Source organism: Prosthecobacter vanneervenii (genome assembly GCF_014203095.1).
Taxonomy (GTDB): Bacteria; Verrucomicrobiota; Verrucomicrobiia; order Verrucomicrobiales; family Verrucomicrobiaceae; genus Prosthecobacter; species Prosthecobacter vanneervenii.
Map to the genome: position 1 here is coordinate 130815 of NZ_JACHIG010000013.1, position 14519 is coordinate 145333.

Consider the following 14519-nt stretch of genomic DNA (forward strand, 5'->3'; position numbering starts at 1 on the left):
TATGAAACCACTCCATTTTCTTTTTTTGCTGCCAGCCATGGCTGCGCTGGGAGCCACGCCGACGAAGGCACCGGTCGTGCCAGACCAGCTGCCTCCGCAGCTCGAAACGCTGCAGCCGGGCGTGAAGATCACACTGATCGCGGAGCATCCGGACCTGGTCACGCCGACTGGCATCGCCGTGGACAAGAACGGGAGCATTTACTCCATCTCCTGCCACACGCATTTCCGCCCGGATGATTATGAAGGTCCGGTGCACGACGAAGTGGTGGTCTTTGATGCGAACGGCAAAAACCGCCGGGTGTTTTACAACAAGACGGATGCAACCATGCATGTGGAGATCGGGCCGGACGGCTGGATCTACCTCGCGGAGCGCGACCGTGTGCTGCGTGTGAAGGACACCAACGGAGACGGGGTGGGGGATGTGGAGGAAAACGTGGCGACGCTGGATACGGTGTCCGACTACCCGCACAACGGCCTCAGTGGCATGTGCTGGCATCCGGATGGCGGTCTGGTCGTCTCGCTGGGGGAAAACTTTGGCAAAGACTGGACGCTCACTGGCAAGGATGGCAGCAAGGTCAGCGGACGTGGCGAGGGCGGGGTTTTTCGCTGCACGGCGGATGGTTCCAAGCTGCGGCGCATTGCGCTGGGATTCTGGAATCCCTTTGGCCTGCTGGTGCGCAAGGATGGCGAGATCTTTGCTGCGGAGAATGATCCCGGCAGCCGTCCGCCCTGCCGTCTGCTGAATGTGGTGGAGGGTGCGGACTATGGCTTTCAGTGGGTGTATGGCAGCGCGCCGGTGCATCCTTTTGTGGGCATGAATGGCGAGCTGCGCGGCACCATCGGCATGGTGCATCCTTGCGGTGAAGGACCATGCGATATTCTGGAGCTCGGTGGTGGCGTGCTGATTCCCTCCTGGAGTGATCACAGCGTGGACTATTACCCGCTCACACGCAAAGGTGCGGGCTATGCTTCCCAGCGCATTCCGCTGCTCAAAGGCGGTGACTTCTTCCGCCCGACCTGCATGGCCGTGGGTCCGGATGGGGCGTATTATTTGAACGACTGGGTGTTCAGCTCCTATCCCATCCACAAACGGGGACGTCTTTGGAAAGTGGAGATCGATACTGCCAAGGCTTCGTGGATCAAAGCCAAGGCTGATCCGCTCAATGAGCAGGCACGGCTGGCCAATGATCTGCGCACCGGCAAAGCCAAGATGGATGCCAAGGCGATGCTGGAGCTGGCGAAAGGCAAGGATGCGTATCTGGCCGATGCGGCACTGACCGCGCTGTCGCGCAAGAAATGGACAGTGGAGGCAATGAAGAAGCTGGAACCCGTGGATCGTGTGTGGGTGCTGGTGGCCCTGCGCCGGGTGGATCTGAAGGATGACCAGTGGGTGAAGGCTTTCATGAACGACGCTGATCCTGAGATGCGCTTTGAGTGCCTGCGCTGGATCGCGGATGCCGTGATGACTCAGTTTTCGCCGCAGGTGGAGGCAATGCTTTCGGATGCCTCGCTGGATTATCATCTCTTTGAGGCTGTCCTTGCAGCCTGGAACACGCTGCGAGGTGAACCGGGTGCTGGAGTGACGAATCCCGAGGTTCTGGCGGAGCGAATCACCAACGCCAAGACACCGGCTCGTCTCAAAGGATATGCGCTGCGCCTTGCCCCGGCGACGCACAAGGCCATCACGGTGCCGCTGCTGAAGGAGCTCTTTGCGGCGGGCGATCCGGTGCTTTCGCTGGAGGTCGTGCGAACTCTGGCATCCCGCAATTCGGATGATGCGCGTGCTTTGTTAGCCGAGATCGCAGCGGATGAAGCGCAAAAGATGACGCTGCGGGCAGACGCCATTGCGGGACTCTCGAGTTCCACCAGACTGGAAGACCAGACTACGCTCGTGATGCTTGAAGCCAGCAAGGACATTCTTATTCGCGATGAAGCGCGGCGTGCACTGCGCTATACCGACAAGGACAAGTGGTTTGCGATGAATACGAAGAGGCCTGCATTCAATGACACGGCCGCCTGGTTGAAGATGCTGGATGCACTGCCCGGAAAGGCAGACCCAGAAGCGGGACGGCGCATTTTCTTCCATGCCAAGGTGGGGCTCTGCGCTACGTGCCATCGTCACAGCGGGCGCGGCAATGTAGTGGGGCCGGATCTTAGCCTCGTCTCGCAGCAGGGAGATCGGATGGCGATCTTGAGCTCGATTCTTGAGCCCAGCCGTGAGGTGGCGCCGCAGTATCACCCTTCGCAGGTCAAGCTGAAGGACGGTACCGAGTTTGTAGGCATCATGCTGAGGTCGTCCAACACGGAGGTCTTTCGGGACATCACCGGCAAGGAGCGCAGCTTTCCGCAGACTGATATTGTCAAGCGCACCGAAATCGACTCATCGCTCATGCCCGCCGGATTGGTGATGTCGCTGTCGGATGAAGAATTGCGGGATTTGTTGGCCTTTCTGACCGCCAGGTAGAAGGAGGGACAGCGTTGTTTTTTTCGATCCGAATGTCATCACGCAGGAGGATCGGAGTTAATGAGACGTATTGGAGAGCCATGAAATCTGTCGTTTATGCCCTTCTGCTCGTTGCACCCGCATTGTTTGCGCAAAACAAAACGCTTCGCGCAGGCGCGGCGGCGGTGGACATCACGCCCACTGAATTTCCCATGAACATGCCTGGGGGATTCAGCGCCAATCCTGCAACCAAGGCGCATGATCCGTTTCATGCACGAGCGTTGGTGCTGGATGATGGAAAAACCACAGTGGCGCTGGTGGTGGTGGATGTGCTGGGCGCAGGGCCGGATGTGCTGAATGAGGCCAAGGCCATAGCTGCTGCCAAGACGGGCATGGCTGTGGACAAGATGCTCATCAGCTCCACACACACGCACAGCGGGCCTTCGGTGAACACACGCAGCGAGCTGGCGGCGCGTTATTACAAACGATTCGTCGAAGGGATCGCGGAGTCGATCATCAAGGCGCATGGAGCCTTGCGGCCGGCGACGGTTGGTGCCGCGGCGCATCCGCTTCCTGACGAGGTCTTCAACCGGCGCTGGTATCTGAAGCCTGGCAAGATGCCGCTCAATCCCTTTGGCCGCATGGACAAGGTGAAGATGAATCCGGGCACCGATCCGAACACGCTGGATCGTCCGGCGGGGCCGACGGATCCTGACATCACGATCATCTCGGTGCAGGATTCCAAAAGGAAATCACTGGCTGTCTATGCCAATTACTCGCTGCACTATGTGGGTGGGGCGCCTGAGGGGGAGATGTCAGCAGATTATTTTGGCGAGTTTGCCCGTGTCATGCCTTCACGGGTGCGTGGCGATGAAAACTTTGTCGCGATGATGTCGAATGGCACCTCGGGGGACATCAACAACATTCCGTTTGGCGTGACCCGTCCGCCGCGCGAGCCGTTTGAGCAGATCCGCATTGTGGCGCAGAAGGCGGCGGACACGGCGTGGTTTGCGCACCGGAAAATCGAAAAGCATCGCGGGGATGTGACGCTCGGCATGCTGCAGCGGGAGATCACGCTGAAGTATCGGCGTCCATCGGAGCAGGAAGTCGCGGAGGCAAAGGCGGTGCTGGCGGTGAAAGACAAGGAGGCGGTGGAAAAGCTGCCGCGTCTGGCAAAAAACTACGCCGGTAGTGTTGTCGCGGCGGCGGAGCGGAAAGAAGAAACGGTCACCGTGCAACTGCAGGCCATCCGCATCGGGGATCTGGTCGTGTGCGGCATCCCTTTCGAGACGTTTGTGGAAATCGGGCTCGATTTGAAAAAGCGCAGCCTGTTTCCGCAGACGATGGTGGTGGGGCTGGCGAATGGCCGGCATGGCTATCTGCCAACCCCGGAGCAGCACAAGCTGGGCGGCTACGAGACGTGGCTGGGGACGAACCAGGTGCAGGAGGACACGAGCGTCATTCTAACCAACAACCTGCTGGAGATGATGGCGGAGCTGAAGAAGAACCTATAAGCGCAGCTCACTCCGCTGGAATGCTGATCGTGATTTCCAGACCGGTGGGCTCGCGGAGCTGGGCGGTGACCGTGCCGCCGCATGCGTGGATGCATCTTTGAGTGATGGCGAGGCCGAGGCCGCTGCCGCCTGTGGAGCGTCGGCGTGCGGCTTCAGGACGGTAGAAGGGCTCAAACAGCCGGTGCAGGGTTTCGGGAGGAACGCCCGGGCCCTGATCTGAAACACGAATGACGATGTGTGCGCCCTCTCGTGCGGCACTGATGTTGATCGGTCCGGCATCAGAGGCGTAGCGCACGGCGTTGCGCAGCACGTTGCCGATGGCTCGGTCCAGTGCGTGGCGCAGGGAATGCAGGACGAGGCTTTCGGGAATCACGAGACGGACATCGGCATCAGGCGCCTCCCGGGCGATGACGGTTTGAATCAGATCCTGGAGGTCGATCTCCTCGGTGCTTTCGCGTTCTGGCAGAGTCTCGGCTTTGGAGAAGGCGAGCACCTCCTCCACCAGCCGGGCCATGTGCTGGAGCTCTGCGTCGAGCTTCTGCAAATAAGCAGCCTGCTCAGGTGTGCCACGCTGCTCCACCACACCCAAAGCCATTTGCATGCGTGCGATGGGGGAGCACAGCTCATGCGCCACGTCTGCCGTGATGCGCCGCTGCTGAGCCACGTATTCTCCGAGCTGTGCGGCCATTTTGTTGACCGAGGTGGAGAGCTCGCCCAGCTCGTCGCTGCGAGCAGAAGACACACGCTCTTTGAAGTCTCCTTCGGCGATGCGGCCTGCAGCGCGGTTGAGCCTGCCGATGAAGCCGGTGATGCCACGGACAAAGGGCATCCACACCAGCGCTGAAAGCAGCAGGGCCACAGCCGCCAGTCCCAGCCATGGGCGCAGATCAAAGAACAAACCGCCGCCGTGGATCGTGCGTGACATCATGAGCAGCGTCAGAGGATGATTGTCGCTGGGCAGGGTGAGGTCGAGATGGATGCCCGCCCAGTAGCGTGCAGGCTCACCGGCACGAAGGATGAAGCGGGGTTTCGGCGGCGCATCGGCAGGGCGTTTTCTAGGCGTGCTGCTAGGAGGCCTTCTGGGCGGGGGCGGGCGGTCACTGGGGCCGCGCTTGTCGATGAGCTTGGGCAGCACTTCCGCAGGAATTTGCAGCGGCGCACCCATCATCTGCGTCCCGCTGCTGTTGAAGAGAGCAAAGGTCACCCCGTATTGCCCGCCATGCTTGTGCAGCAGCTCCGGCCATGCCTGCTCAGGTAGCTGTGAAAGCTCGTCAGTAATGGTGTCACCAATGGCGGAGACACGTTCGCCCGCTTCGCCGGAAAGCATCCAATCCAGGCCCATCCGAAACTGCATGCTGAGAAAACCAAAGAACAGCGCGGCTAGCACAGCGAGGTTTACACCGAACCAGAGCAGGATTTTCAAATACAGCGGCAGATGAACGCGTGGCATACTGCTTCAGCGGTTCGGGGTCACAAGCTGGTAGCCGAAGCCACGCACGGTCTTGATGAACTGGGGGTTCTTCGGGTCGTCCCCCAGCTTGCGGCGCAGGGTGGAGATGTGCATGTCGATGGCGCGGTCAAACACATCCCACTCACGATCTGCCACGTCTTCGATGAGCTGCTCGCGTGTCCGTACCCGCCCATGGGCATTGGCGAGGGAGAGAAGAAGGCCAAACTCCGCAGGTGTGAGATCCAAGGGGGAGTCGCCGAGCACAACGGCGTGCGAGTCCGCATTGATGCGCAGCGGGCCAACGACGATCTCCTTCATGGGGGCCTGGGGGGAGCTTTCCGCCACCCAGCCAGAGCGGCGCAGCACAGCGCGCAACCGGGCCAGCAGCTCACGGGATGAAAAAGTTTTGGGCAGGTAGTCATCCGCGCCCAGTTCCAGGCCGACGATGCGGTCCACCTCCTCGCCACGGCCGGTCAGCATCATCACGGGCACCTTGGTCTTGGCGCGGATGCGTCGCAGCACCTCAAAGCCGTCGCAGCCTGGCATCATCACGTCGAGGATGATCGCATTCCAAGGCTCGCTGGTGGCGCGTTCGGCTCCGCTGTTTCCCTCGTGCTCGCATTCGACTTCAAAGCCCATGGGCTTGAGATAATCCGCCACGAGCTGAGACAGCTCTGTGTCGTCGTCGATTACGAGAATGCGGGTTGCCTGGGGCATGGGGAAAATATGGGCTGCCGGGCTCGGTTTCGCGAGTTTCTTTACGGTTTGCTGACAATTCGCTGCGCGTTTGCTGATGATCGGCTGACACCTCTGTCTCATTCTAGGCTCCATGAAAACACCCTCGCCTCTCTGTTTTTTCATCGGGCTGCTCACCAGCACGGCTGCTTTTGGCCACACCTGGAAAGCTGGAAACACCGCTGACAAAGAAGTGCTGAGGCAGCACATTTTGGAAGAGTGGATGCAGCATCAAAAAAGCACGTCAGTTTCAGAACCAGAGCAAGGCGTGAGCGCGAATGTGCGCGTAGCTGCGAATAGCCCCGCGATCCAGCTTGCCGCAGCCGCTGCGGCCAATGCGGCTAGCGCACCGATGGCTGCCAAGGCGTTCATGACCTTTCCCAAGCTGGAACTGAAATGGGACAAAGATTTTCTCTATGTGGGGTCCAACGGCTGGCCGGACCACAACATGATGGTGGGAATCACGGCCTGGCAGCAGCAGGTGCCGCTGCCGCAGGCGTATTTTGGCGACAATGCCTGGCGCATTCCTTTGAAGCCGGTTCCTGCGAAGGCACCCGCTGTAGTGGAAGGGCATTTTTTGCGTGGTGCGATTGCGCTTGCTGTGAATGGAATCCCGATTTTCAACCCGCAGAACAACCGAGGCGAGGTCTCGTATGAAATCGGCGAGCTGGATCAGTGGGGCGGTCATTGCGGACGTGCTGACGACTATCATTATCATATTGCGCCGCTGCATCTGCAGACGGTGGTGGGCAAGAGCATGCCGATCGCGTATGCGCTGGACGGGTATCCGATCTATGGTCTTACCGAACCGGATGGATCGCCGGTGGGCAAGCTGGACGAGTGCCATGGCCATGAGGACGCAAAAGTGGGCTACCATTACCACGCCTCCACCAAGAGGCCGTATCTGCAGAGCGCGTTTCACGGAGAGGTCGTGGAAGCCGAGGGGCAGGTGGATCCGCAGCCGCGTGCGCAGCCGGTGCGTCCGGACACGGCACCGCTGCGTGGGGCGGAGATCACCGGATTTGAGAGCACAGGGTCCAACAGCTACCGCCTGAGCTATCAGGTGGGCAGTGAGAAGCGCTGGATTTCCTACAGCGTCAACAGCGACGGCATCTATCCCTTTGAATTCAACAACGGGCGCGAGGGCACCGTGAAGGAAGTGTATACCAGCCGTGGTGGCGGAGGAGGCAGAGGTCCTGGCGGTGGCGGCGGAAAAGGCAAAGGCATGGGAAAGGGCAAGGGCGGTCCTGGTAAGGGAATGAGACCAGATGAAAGTCCACCTGCGCCTCCGAAAGAAGCACCACGGCCAACGCAGCCACAAGCCTCAAGCAACCTGATGGATGTGAATGGCGACGGCATTGTCACAGCACAGGAGTTTGCAGACAATGTGAAGCGTGAATTTGCCGCCAATCGCAGCGGCGGCACGCTGGCGGCAGCCATGGCCAAGGCCCGGAGCGAATTCACCGCACTGGACCGAAACGGCGATGGCAGGCTGGATGTGGGCGAGCTACCAGCGGCATCCGCAACGCCTTCTGCACAACCAATGGAGAGGCGTGGCGGCGTACCGTCTGCGAGCCAGGCAAGCGGCTTTGTTTTGACCAGCCCGGAGGTGGAGGAGGGTGGTAATCTGCCGGCAGATTACACCGGAGATGGCAGCGGAGCCACGCTGCCGCTGGAATGGCGCGGAGCACCTGCTGGAACGAAGAGCTATGCGCTGATCATGGACCACCTGGCGCCGGGCAATGAAATGAAAAGCTACTGGGTCATGTGGGACATCCCAGATGGAACGACCAGCCTGCCCAAGAATGCGAAAGGCGTGGGCAAGCTGGGGGTAGGCTTCAAAGGCGAGGAGGGCTATGAGCCGCCGCATTCGCAAGGGCCAGGAGAAAAGACCTATGTACTGCATGTCTATGCGCTCTCTGCAGAGCCGAAGCCCAAGGCCACGGGACGTGGCGGAGTGACACGCGAAGACTTGCTGGCGGCGATGGATGGCAAGATTCTGGCCCAGGCCGACTTGAGTGTCGTTTACTCGAGGGGTGGTGCGCCCGCAGGTGGCGGGGCCGGACCCAGTGGCATGCCTGCTGGCACAACGACCACGGCTCCAGGTGGAGCTACCCAGCCCATGCCTGCGCAGGGCGGCGGTGGAGGGCAGCAGGGGGGCCAGCGCAAGCCTTGGATGCAGATGCACGGCGCTGAGCTGGATGGCAATCAGGACGGCATTGTCACCATCTCCGAGACTCTTGCGGATATGAAGACCGCCGCCTCAAAGTATGATGCGGACATGGATGGCGTCATCACGCCCGCAGAAATCGATGCAGCGGGAGACATCCGCGAAGGGGCTGCATTTGCCGGCTTTATCTTCCGGCACGCCTACGAACTGGATGTGAACCAGGACAGCCGTCTCAGCAGCGCTGAACTCGCTGATGCAGCCAAATACATTTTTGGCACGGCCGATCTGGACCACGATGGCAAGCTCACGACCGAGGAAGTACAAAATGCCCCCAATGCGCCACTGCGTGCGGCCGCGCCTACCGGTGGGGATCAGCCACCCACGCCACCTCCTGCCACTGCTTCTGGAGCGGGGGATCCAGCTGCGAAGCCGATGCAGGCTGGCGCAGGCCAGGGGACGCCGCGTTCAGGCAGTGCTCCTGGTGAAACTGGAAAAGGAGGTGGTAAAAAGAAGAAAGGCGGCGGCCCACCTGGGCTCATCAAGCCGAGCATTGCCGACACGATGAAACTCAACGTTTATGCGGACAACTGGTTCATGCTCTACGTGAACGGACGTCTCGTGGCGGTGGATCCCATTCAGTTCACGCCGCACAACGTCGTCAGCGTGGATTTCCTGCCGGAGTATCCGATGACGATAGCGGTGCTCGCCAAGGACAATGCCGATCCTAAAACCGGGCTCGAATACGGCAGCAGCATTGGCGATGGCGGCTTCATTTTGAAGTTTGCCGACGGCACGGTGACGAATGCCACCTGGAAGGCCAAAAGCTTCTTTCACGGACCGGTCAACGGCGACACGGCCAATCCGCAGGTCAAGCAAGAGCCTCTGCCTGCCAACTGGTGGGCAGTGGACTTTAATGACAGTTCGTGGAAGCAAGCGAAGGAATACACCGTCGAAGAAGTGGATCCCAAGCAGCCCTACTTTGAGAACGATTTCGAAGGAGCGAAGTTCATCTGGACCAACGACCTCGCGCTGGACAACACGATCATCTTCCGAGCCAAGGTGGAAAAGCCCGGCTGGCAGCCGCGGTGGAACACCAAGCCTGATCTGGATGTCACTGGAGCACCCCTGAAATGAAAACACTTCTTACTCTGAGCATTGCGCTCCTGGCTGGCAGCGCCTGGGCCAAAGCGCCCAACATCCTTTTTATTCTTGCGGATGACCAGTCGTGGAGCGGGACCTCGGTGCGGATGATGCCCAATGAACCGGGCAGTGCGGGGCGGGAGTTTCACACTCCGAATTTGGAAAAACTCGCCGCGCAGGGCATGGTGTTCTCGCAGGCTTATGCAGCGCACTGCAAATGCGAGTGCTCGCGTGCCTCCATCCAGATGGGACGCACCACCAGCTCCCTCAATGCAACGGACAAAAACTCGCGGAACTGGAACGCGCCCGTGACGGATTCGCTGGTCAACACGCTGAAGAAGGCGGACGGCAGCTATCGCGCGGCCCACTTCGGCAAGTGGCAGTGGTTTCATACGCCGGAGTCCATGGGGTATGATGCCAGTGATGGGATCACCATGAACGAGGACGGAGACTCGACAGATCCGGAAGATCCGAAGCAGTCGTTTGGAATCACACGTCGCGCACGCACGTTCATGGAAAAGCAGGTGAAAGAGGGACATCCATTTTTCCTGCAGCTCTCCTACTATGCCGTGCATCAGACACCGCAGGCGCTGGCATCCACGATCAAAAAGTATGAAGGCATGCCAAATGCCGGAAAAGGAGGGAAGGGCGACCGTGCTGTGATGGCCGCCATGACGGAGGACCTTGACACCTGCGTGGGCGAGGTTTTGAAGACGCTCGATGAGCTCCGCATCGCGGAAAACACCCTCGTCATCTACACTTCGGACAATGGCGGGCGCACCAGCCTGCTGAATGGTGGAAAAGGAGATCTGGGAGAAGGTGGAATCCGCGAGCCAATGATCATTCGCTGCCCAGGAGTCAAAGGCGGCGTGTACTGTGCCACGCCCGTCATCAGCTACGATCTGATGGCCACTGTGCTGGATTTTGCCGCGCCTGGGTTTCCCCTGCCCAAGGGCGTCGAGGGCGGAAGCTGGAAGCCGCTGCTGCTGAGCGGTGGAAAAGAACCTGTGAGGCGGCCGATCGACCGCTTTGTCTGGCACCAGGTGGTGGAGGTGGAGCACCCGATGTCTGCGATCCGAAAAGGCGACTACAAGCTGCTCTATTTCTGGGACAGCAAGGAGGGGCTGCTTTTCGATCTGGTGCATGATCTGGGAGAGACGCGAGATCTGGCAAAGCAAAATCCCCAGATGGCGGAGAAACTGCAGGCCGAGCTCAAAGCCCATCTGCGTGCGGGGCTCGGAGAGCAGGCTTTTGCGGCTCTGGAGCGCGGCGAATTTCCCCAGGGACGAGGGCCCAAACCTGGCAAGGGCATGGGCCCCGGAGGCAAAAAGAAAGATGGCATGAAAAAGGGAAAGTGATCTGGTAATCAGATCCTTCCATATCCATGCGCCCTGTTATCGCTCTGCTGCTGATTCTGTCCCCCTTGTTTCTCTGCGCCGCGCCTGTGCAGGTGACGGTGGATGTGAAGAATGGCATGTCTCGCGGCGGGAAGCCCTATTTCGTCAAAGGCGCGGGCGGGGAGTCGCATCTGGACATCCTGGCTGCACGAGGCGGAAACTCCCTGCGCACATGGAGTACTGACCGGCTGGAGCAGACGCTGCAGGAGGCGGAGAAGCTGGGGCTGACCGTGAGCGCCGGGATTTGGTTGGAGCCGGAATGCTCCTGGTTCTCGTATTCCAAGCCGGAACATTGCGCCAGACAGCAGGAGCGAGTGAGGCAGCTGGTGATGCAATTCCGCGATCATCCCGCGCTGCTGGCGTGGGGGCTGGGAAATGAGGTGGAGGGTGACGGGTCACAGGCAGCTTTTTGGCAGCAACTGGAGAAGCTGGCTCTGATGGTGAAGGAGAATGACCCTGCGCATCCGACCTTCACCGCCGTGGCTGGCATGACAGAACAAAAGGCGAAGGGAATGAACGAACATGCTCCGCATCTCGACTACGTCGGCGTCAATACTTATGGCGGTTTGTTCGGCCTGCGTGCGCAGCTGGCGAAGATTGGCTGGACACGTCCCTGGCTGGTCACGGAATGGGGGCCGCAGGGTTTTTGGGAGAGGCCGAAGAGCAAGTCTGGAGCACCCATGGAACAAACGAGCACTGAGAAGGCTGAAATGATGCGGCGTGGTTATGACGAAGTAATCGCCCAAGGCGGAGCGTGTCTGGGGAGCTATGCGTTTGTATGGGGCTGGAAGTATGAGGCCACGGCGACATGGTTCGGCCTGCTGACGCATGACGGGGAGACAACCGCGGCCGTGGATGTCCTGGAAGAAAAATGGAGCGGACATGCACCACCAAATCGTGCTCCCATCATCCAGCCGCTGAAGGATACTCCTTTGGAGGCAGTGGCCACAGGCACGTCACTCAAAGTTCGCGCCGAGGCCGCAGATCCTGAAGGGGATGCTCTCGTTTGGCGCTGGGCCATGCTGCCTGAAAAGATTGGCCACAATGCGGGGCGGCGCCTGCGGATGCCTGCTGCGGTCGAGGGGGCGATCACCTCGACCGAGGGGGATCTGGCCCAGGTGAAGGCGCCGAAACAACCCGGCAAATACCGGCTGCATGTCTGGGTCAGTGATGGAAACGGCCATGCTGCGACGGCGAATGCTCCCTTTGAGGTCAAGTAGGGCAGCAAGCACCGGGCGGCCGAACCATGTGCGTTTCGGTATTTGCAGTGTGGGTGTTGGAAGATTGTAAATCCGGCGTTTACTGGTGATGAAGAAGGCGGCCCGCTCGGATTGATCGTCCGGCTGTTTTCGTCTTCAGTGCCCTTTACTCACGCTCCATGTCCGAAGTCTTCAATTCCAACTACCCCTCCATCGAACATCTTCGAGAGAAGGCCCGCCGCCGGGTGCCGCGATTTGCCTTTGAATACCTTGAGGGTGGCTGCTTTTCCAACATCAATCTCCAGCGCAACACGGATGAAATACGGCAGGTACAGCTGAGGCCGTGGTACCTGCGGGATTATCCGGGTTCAGACCTCAAGACGGAGCTTTTTGGCATCAAGTATGATGCGCCGTTTGGAGTCTCGCCCATCGGCCTGCAGGGGTTGATCTGGCCCAAGGCCACCGAGATCATCGCCAAGGCGGCGCATCAGCACAACCTGCCCTTCACCCTGAGTACCGTGGCCACGGCCAGCATAGAAACGGTGGCTGAGCTTACGCAAGGAAAGGCGTGGTTTCAGTTATACCATCCCGCAGAGGATTCACTGCGGGACAAGCTGCTGCAACGTGTGAAGGATGCGGGTTTCCCGGTGCTCGTCATCCTGGCAGATACGCCCACCTTTGCTTACCGGCCCAAGGAGATCCGCAACGGGCTCTCCATCCCGCCGCGCATGACGCTGCGCAATGTGATCCAGATGATGCTGCACCCCACGTGGTCCTTCAGCCAGCTCGCGGCCGGTGCGCCGGAGTTCAAGACCATGAAGCCCTATCTGCCAAAAGGGCTGAACATGAAACATCTCGGGCTCTTCATGAACAAGACTTTCTCTGGCCGCCTGAATCCCGCCAAGATCAGCGCCATTCGCGAGCGCTGGAAAGGCAAGCTGGTGGTGAAGGGCGTGGTGACTGAAGAAGACGCTGAGACGGCGCTGGGCCTGGGCGTGGACGGCTTCATCGTTTCAAATCACGGCGGCCGCCAGCTCGATGCCGGCCAGTCCACGATCAAGCCGCTCACCGAGCTGGCGAAGAAATTTGGACATCGCACCACCGTGATGCTGGACAGTGGTCTGCGTTCCGGCCCTGATGTGGCGTGTGCGCTGGCCAGCGGCGCCAAGTTTACCTTCATGGGGCGCTCCTTCATGTACGGGGTGGGAGCCCTGGGCAAAGACGGGGCAGACCACACCATGACGATGCTCAAGCGCCAGATCAAGCAGGTGATGGAGCAGGTGGGCTGTGAACGAGTGGCCGATCTGCCAAAGCATCTTGTGGCCTGAGTAAGGCTGCCGCAAACATCCTGCATCTTGGATTGATTCCGCGCAGGATGTGGCGCAGACCTTGCGGCACATGATTTCAAATCCGAAGGCACTTCCCTATCTGCACGGCTGCCCTCTGGGCCGGGCACGGTTCAAGGTGCAGCCAGAGGATTTTATGGTGGAGGAGATCCTGGGCTTTGAGCCCTCGGGCGTGGGCGAGCACTGCCTGGTATGGGCAGAGAAGCGGAATCTGGACAGCAATGCCGCTGCCGCTCAGCTTGCGGACGCCGTGGGCATCCGGCGCAGGCTGGTGAGCCACTGCGGACTGAAGGATCGCCATGCGGTCACACGGCAATGGTTCAGCCTGCACATGCCAGGGCAGCCATCGCCAGAGCCTGAGGCGTTGGAATCCGAGGGGCTGAAGGTGCTGCGAATCACGCGCAACACTCGCAAGCTGCGCCGTGGCATTCACCAGGGCAACCGATTCACCATCCGCCTGCGTGAGCCGGAATTTGACGCGGATTCAGCCAGACGGCGGTGGAGTGCGATCGCTGCAAAGGGAGTGCCGAATTTTTTTGGTGCCCAACGCTTCGGCAATGACGGGCAGAATCTCTCGAAGGCGCTGGCGATGTTTCGTGGTGAGTTCAATCCGGGAGATCGACTGCTGCGCGGACTCCTCATCTCATCCGCACGAAGCTATCTTTTCAACACCGTGGTGGCGGAGCGCATGGCGGCAGGCACCTGGGACAGACCGCTTGCTGGCGAGGTCTTTGGATTCTCAGACAATGGCACCATTCTGCTGCCTAAAAACCAGCGTGGCGATGAGGTGGCAAGGTTTGAAAAAGGGATCGTGGAACTCACTGCGCCCTTGTGGGGAGAGGGAGATCTTCAGAGCGTGGGAGAGGTGCGTGATTTTGAGCTAAGCGTGGCAGACCGGTTTCCCGAAATCACCGCTGGTCTGAAAGCCTGCGATCTGCGGCAGGAGCGTCGGGTCATGCGCCTGCGGCCGCTGCAGCCTGTCATGGAGGTGGGGGCAGATGGCGGTCTTTCCATGCGGTTTGATCTTCCCAAAGGAACGTATGCCACCGCCATTCTGCGCGAGCTGGCGGCTCTGGATGAAGCCGGGCATGCGGAGGTGGATTCATAGCGCTTGCTGACACGGCG

Annotated in this window: 9 protein-coding genes and 1 pseudogene; 8 read left to right on the forward strand and 2 right to left on the reverse strand. The window is 60.0% G+C overall.

What is annotated here, in order from left to right; all coding sequences use genetic code 11:
- The first annotated feature begins 1 nt into the window (after position 1).
- On the forward strand, positions 2-2464 hold the full coding sequence (locus HNQ65_RS23225) for a PVC-type heme-binding CxxCH protein (protein WP_184343572.1): 2463 nt from the start codon (positions 2-4) through the stop codon (positions 2462-2464).
- 80 nt (positions 2465-2544) lie between these two features.
- A complete protein-coding gene (locus HNQ65_RS23230; protein ID WP_184343574.1) occupies positions 2545-3957 on the forward strand; it encodes a neutral/alkaline non-lysosomal ceramidase N-terminal domain-containing protein in 1413 nt (470 codons plus the stop codon).
- 7 nt (positions 3958-3964) lie between these two features.
- On the opposite strand, the gene HNQ65_RS23235 is transcribed toward HNQ65_RS23230, so the two are convergent.
- Together HNQ65_RS23235 and HNQ65_RS23240 are read right to left on the reverse strand one after the other, a co-directional pair.
- Positions 3965-5407, reverse strand: a complete 1443-nt coding sequence (locus tag HNQ65_RS23235) for a sensor histidine kinase (protein WP_184343576.1) — start codon at positions 5405-5407, stop codon at positions 3965-3967.
- A 6-nt stretch (positions 5408-5413) separates the two neighbouring features.
- Positions 5414-6124, reverse strand: a complete 711-nt coding sequence (locus HNQ65_RS23240; RefSeq protein WP_184343579.1) for a response regulator transcription factor — start codon at positions 6122-6124, stop codon at positions 5414-5416.
- A gap of 469 nt (positions 6125-6593) precedes the next feature.
- Between HNQ65_RS23240 and HNQ65_RS27055 the strand changes: the two are divergent.
- From HNQ65_RS27055 to truD, 6 genes and pseudogenes are all read left to right on the forward strand, one after another.
- Positions 6594-8159 (forward strand): annotated as a pseudogene (locus tag HNQ65_RS27055) (YHYH protein); the annotation flags it as partial.
- A 585-nt stretch (positions 8160-8744) separates the two neighbouring features.
- On the forward strand, positions 8745-9446 hold the full coding sequence (locus HNQ65_RS27060) for a hypothetical protein (protein WP_408004808.1): 702 nt from the start codon (positions 8745-8747) through the stop codon (positions 9444-9446).
- Entirely contained in the window at positions 9443-10810 is a 1368-nt protein-coding gene (locus tag HNQ65_RS23250; protein ID WP_184343582.1) for a sulfatase-like hydrolase/transferase, read from the forward strand. Before HNQ65_RS27060 ends, HNQ65_RS23250 begins: the two co-directional genes overlap by 4 nt.
- 26 nt (positions 10811-10836) lie before the next feature.
- Positions 10837-12069 (forward strand): glycoside hydrolase family 2 TIM barrel-domain containing protein, encoded by a 1233-nt coding sequence (locus tag HNQ65_RS23255; protein WP_184343584.1) that lies wholly within the window; start codon positions 10837-10839, stop codon positions 12067-12069.
- 158 nt (positions 12070-12227) lie between these two features.
- A complete protein-coding gene (locus HNQ65_RS23260; RefSeq protein WP_184343586.1) occupies positions 12228-13376 on the forward strand; it encodes an alpha-hydroxy acid oxidase in 1149 nt (382 codons plus the stop codon).
- Positions 13377-13446: 70 nt separating this feature from the next.
- Positions 13447-14502, forward strand: a complete 1056-nt coding sequence (gene truD / locus HNQ65_RS23265) for a tRNA pseudouridine(13) synthase TruD (RefSeq protein WP_184343588.1) — start codon at positions 13447-13449, stop codon at positions 14500-14502.
- Positions 14503-14519 lie beyond the last annotated feature (17 nt).

Bases quoted from the DNA above. Each gene is read 5' to 3' on its own strand.
- HNQ65_RS23225 (WP_184343572.1), top strand. From the start codon at position 2: ATGAAACCACTCCATTTTCTTTTTTTGCTGCCAGCCATGGCTGCGCTG.
- HNQ65_RS23260 (WP_184343586.1), top strand. From the start codon at position 12,228: ATGTCCGAAGTCTTCAATTCCAACTACCCCTCCATCGAACATCTTCGA.
- HNQ65_RS23250 (WP_184343582.1), top strand. From the start codon at position 9,443: ATGAAAACACTTCTTACTCTGAGCATTGCGCTCCTGGCTGGCAGCGCC.
- HNQ65_RS23235 (WP_184343576.1), bottom strand. From the start codon at position 5,407: ATGCCACGCGTTCATCTGCCGCTGTATTTGAAAATCCTGCTCTGGTTC.
- HNQ65_RS23240 (WP_184343579.1), bottom strand. From the start codon at position 6,124: ATGCCCCAGGCAACCCGCATTCTCGTAATCGACGACGACACAGAGCTG.
- HNQ65_RS23230 (WP_184343574.1), top strand. From the start codon at position 2,545: ATGAAATCTGTCGTTTATGCCCTTCTGCTCGTTGCACCCGCATTGTTT.
- HNQ65_RS23255 (WP_184343584.1), top strand. From the start codon at position 10,837: ATGCGCCCTGTTATCGCTCTGCTGCTGATTCTGTCCCCCTTGTTTCTC.
- truD (WP_184343588.1), top strand. From the start codon at position 13,447: ATGATTTCAAATCCGAAGGCACTTCCCTATCTGCACGGCTGCCCTCTG.
- HNQ65_RS27060 (WP_408004808.1), top strand. From the start codon at position 8,745: ATGCAGGCTGGCGCAGGCCAGGGGACGCCGCGTTCAGGCAGTGCTCCT.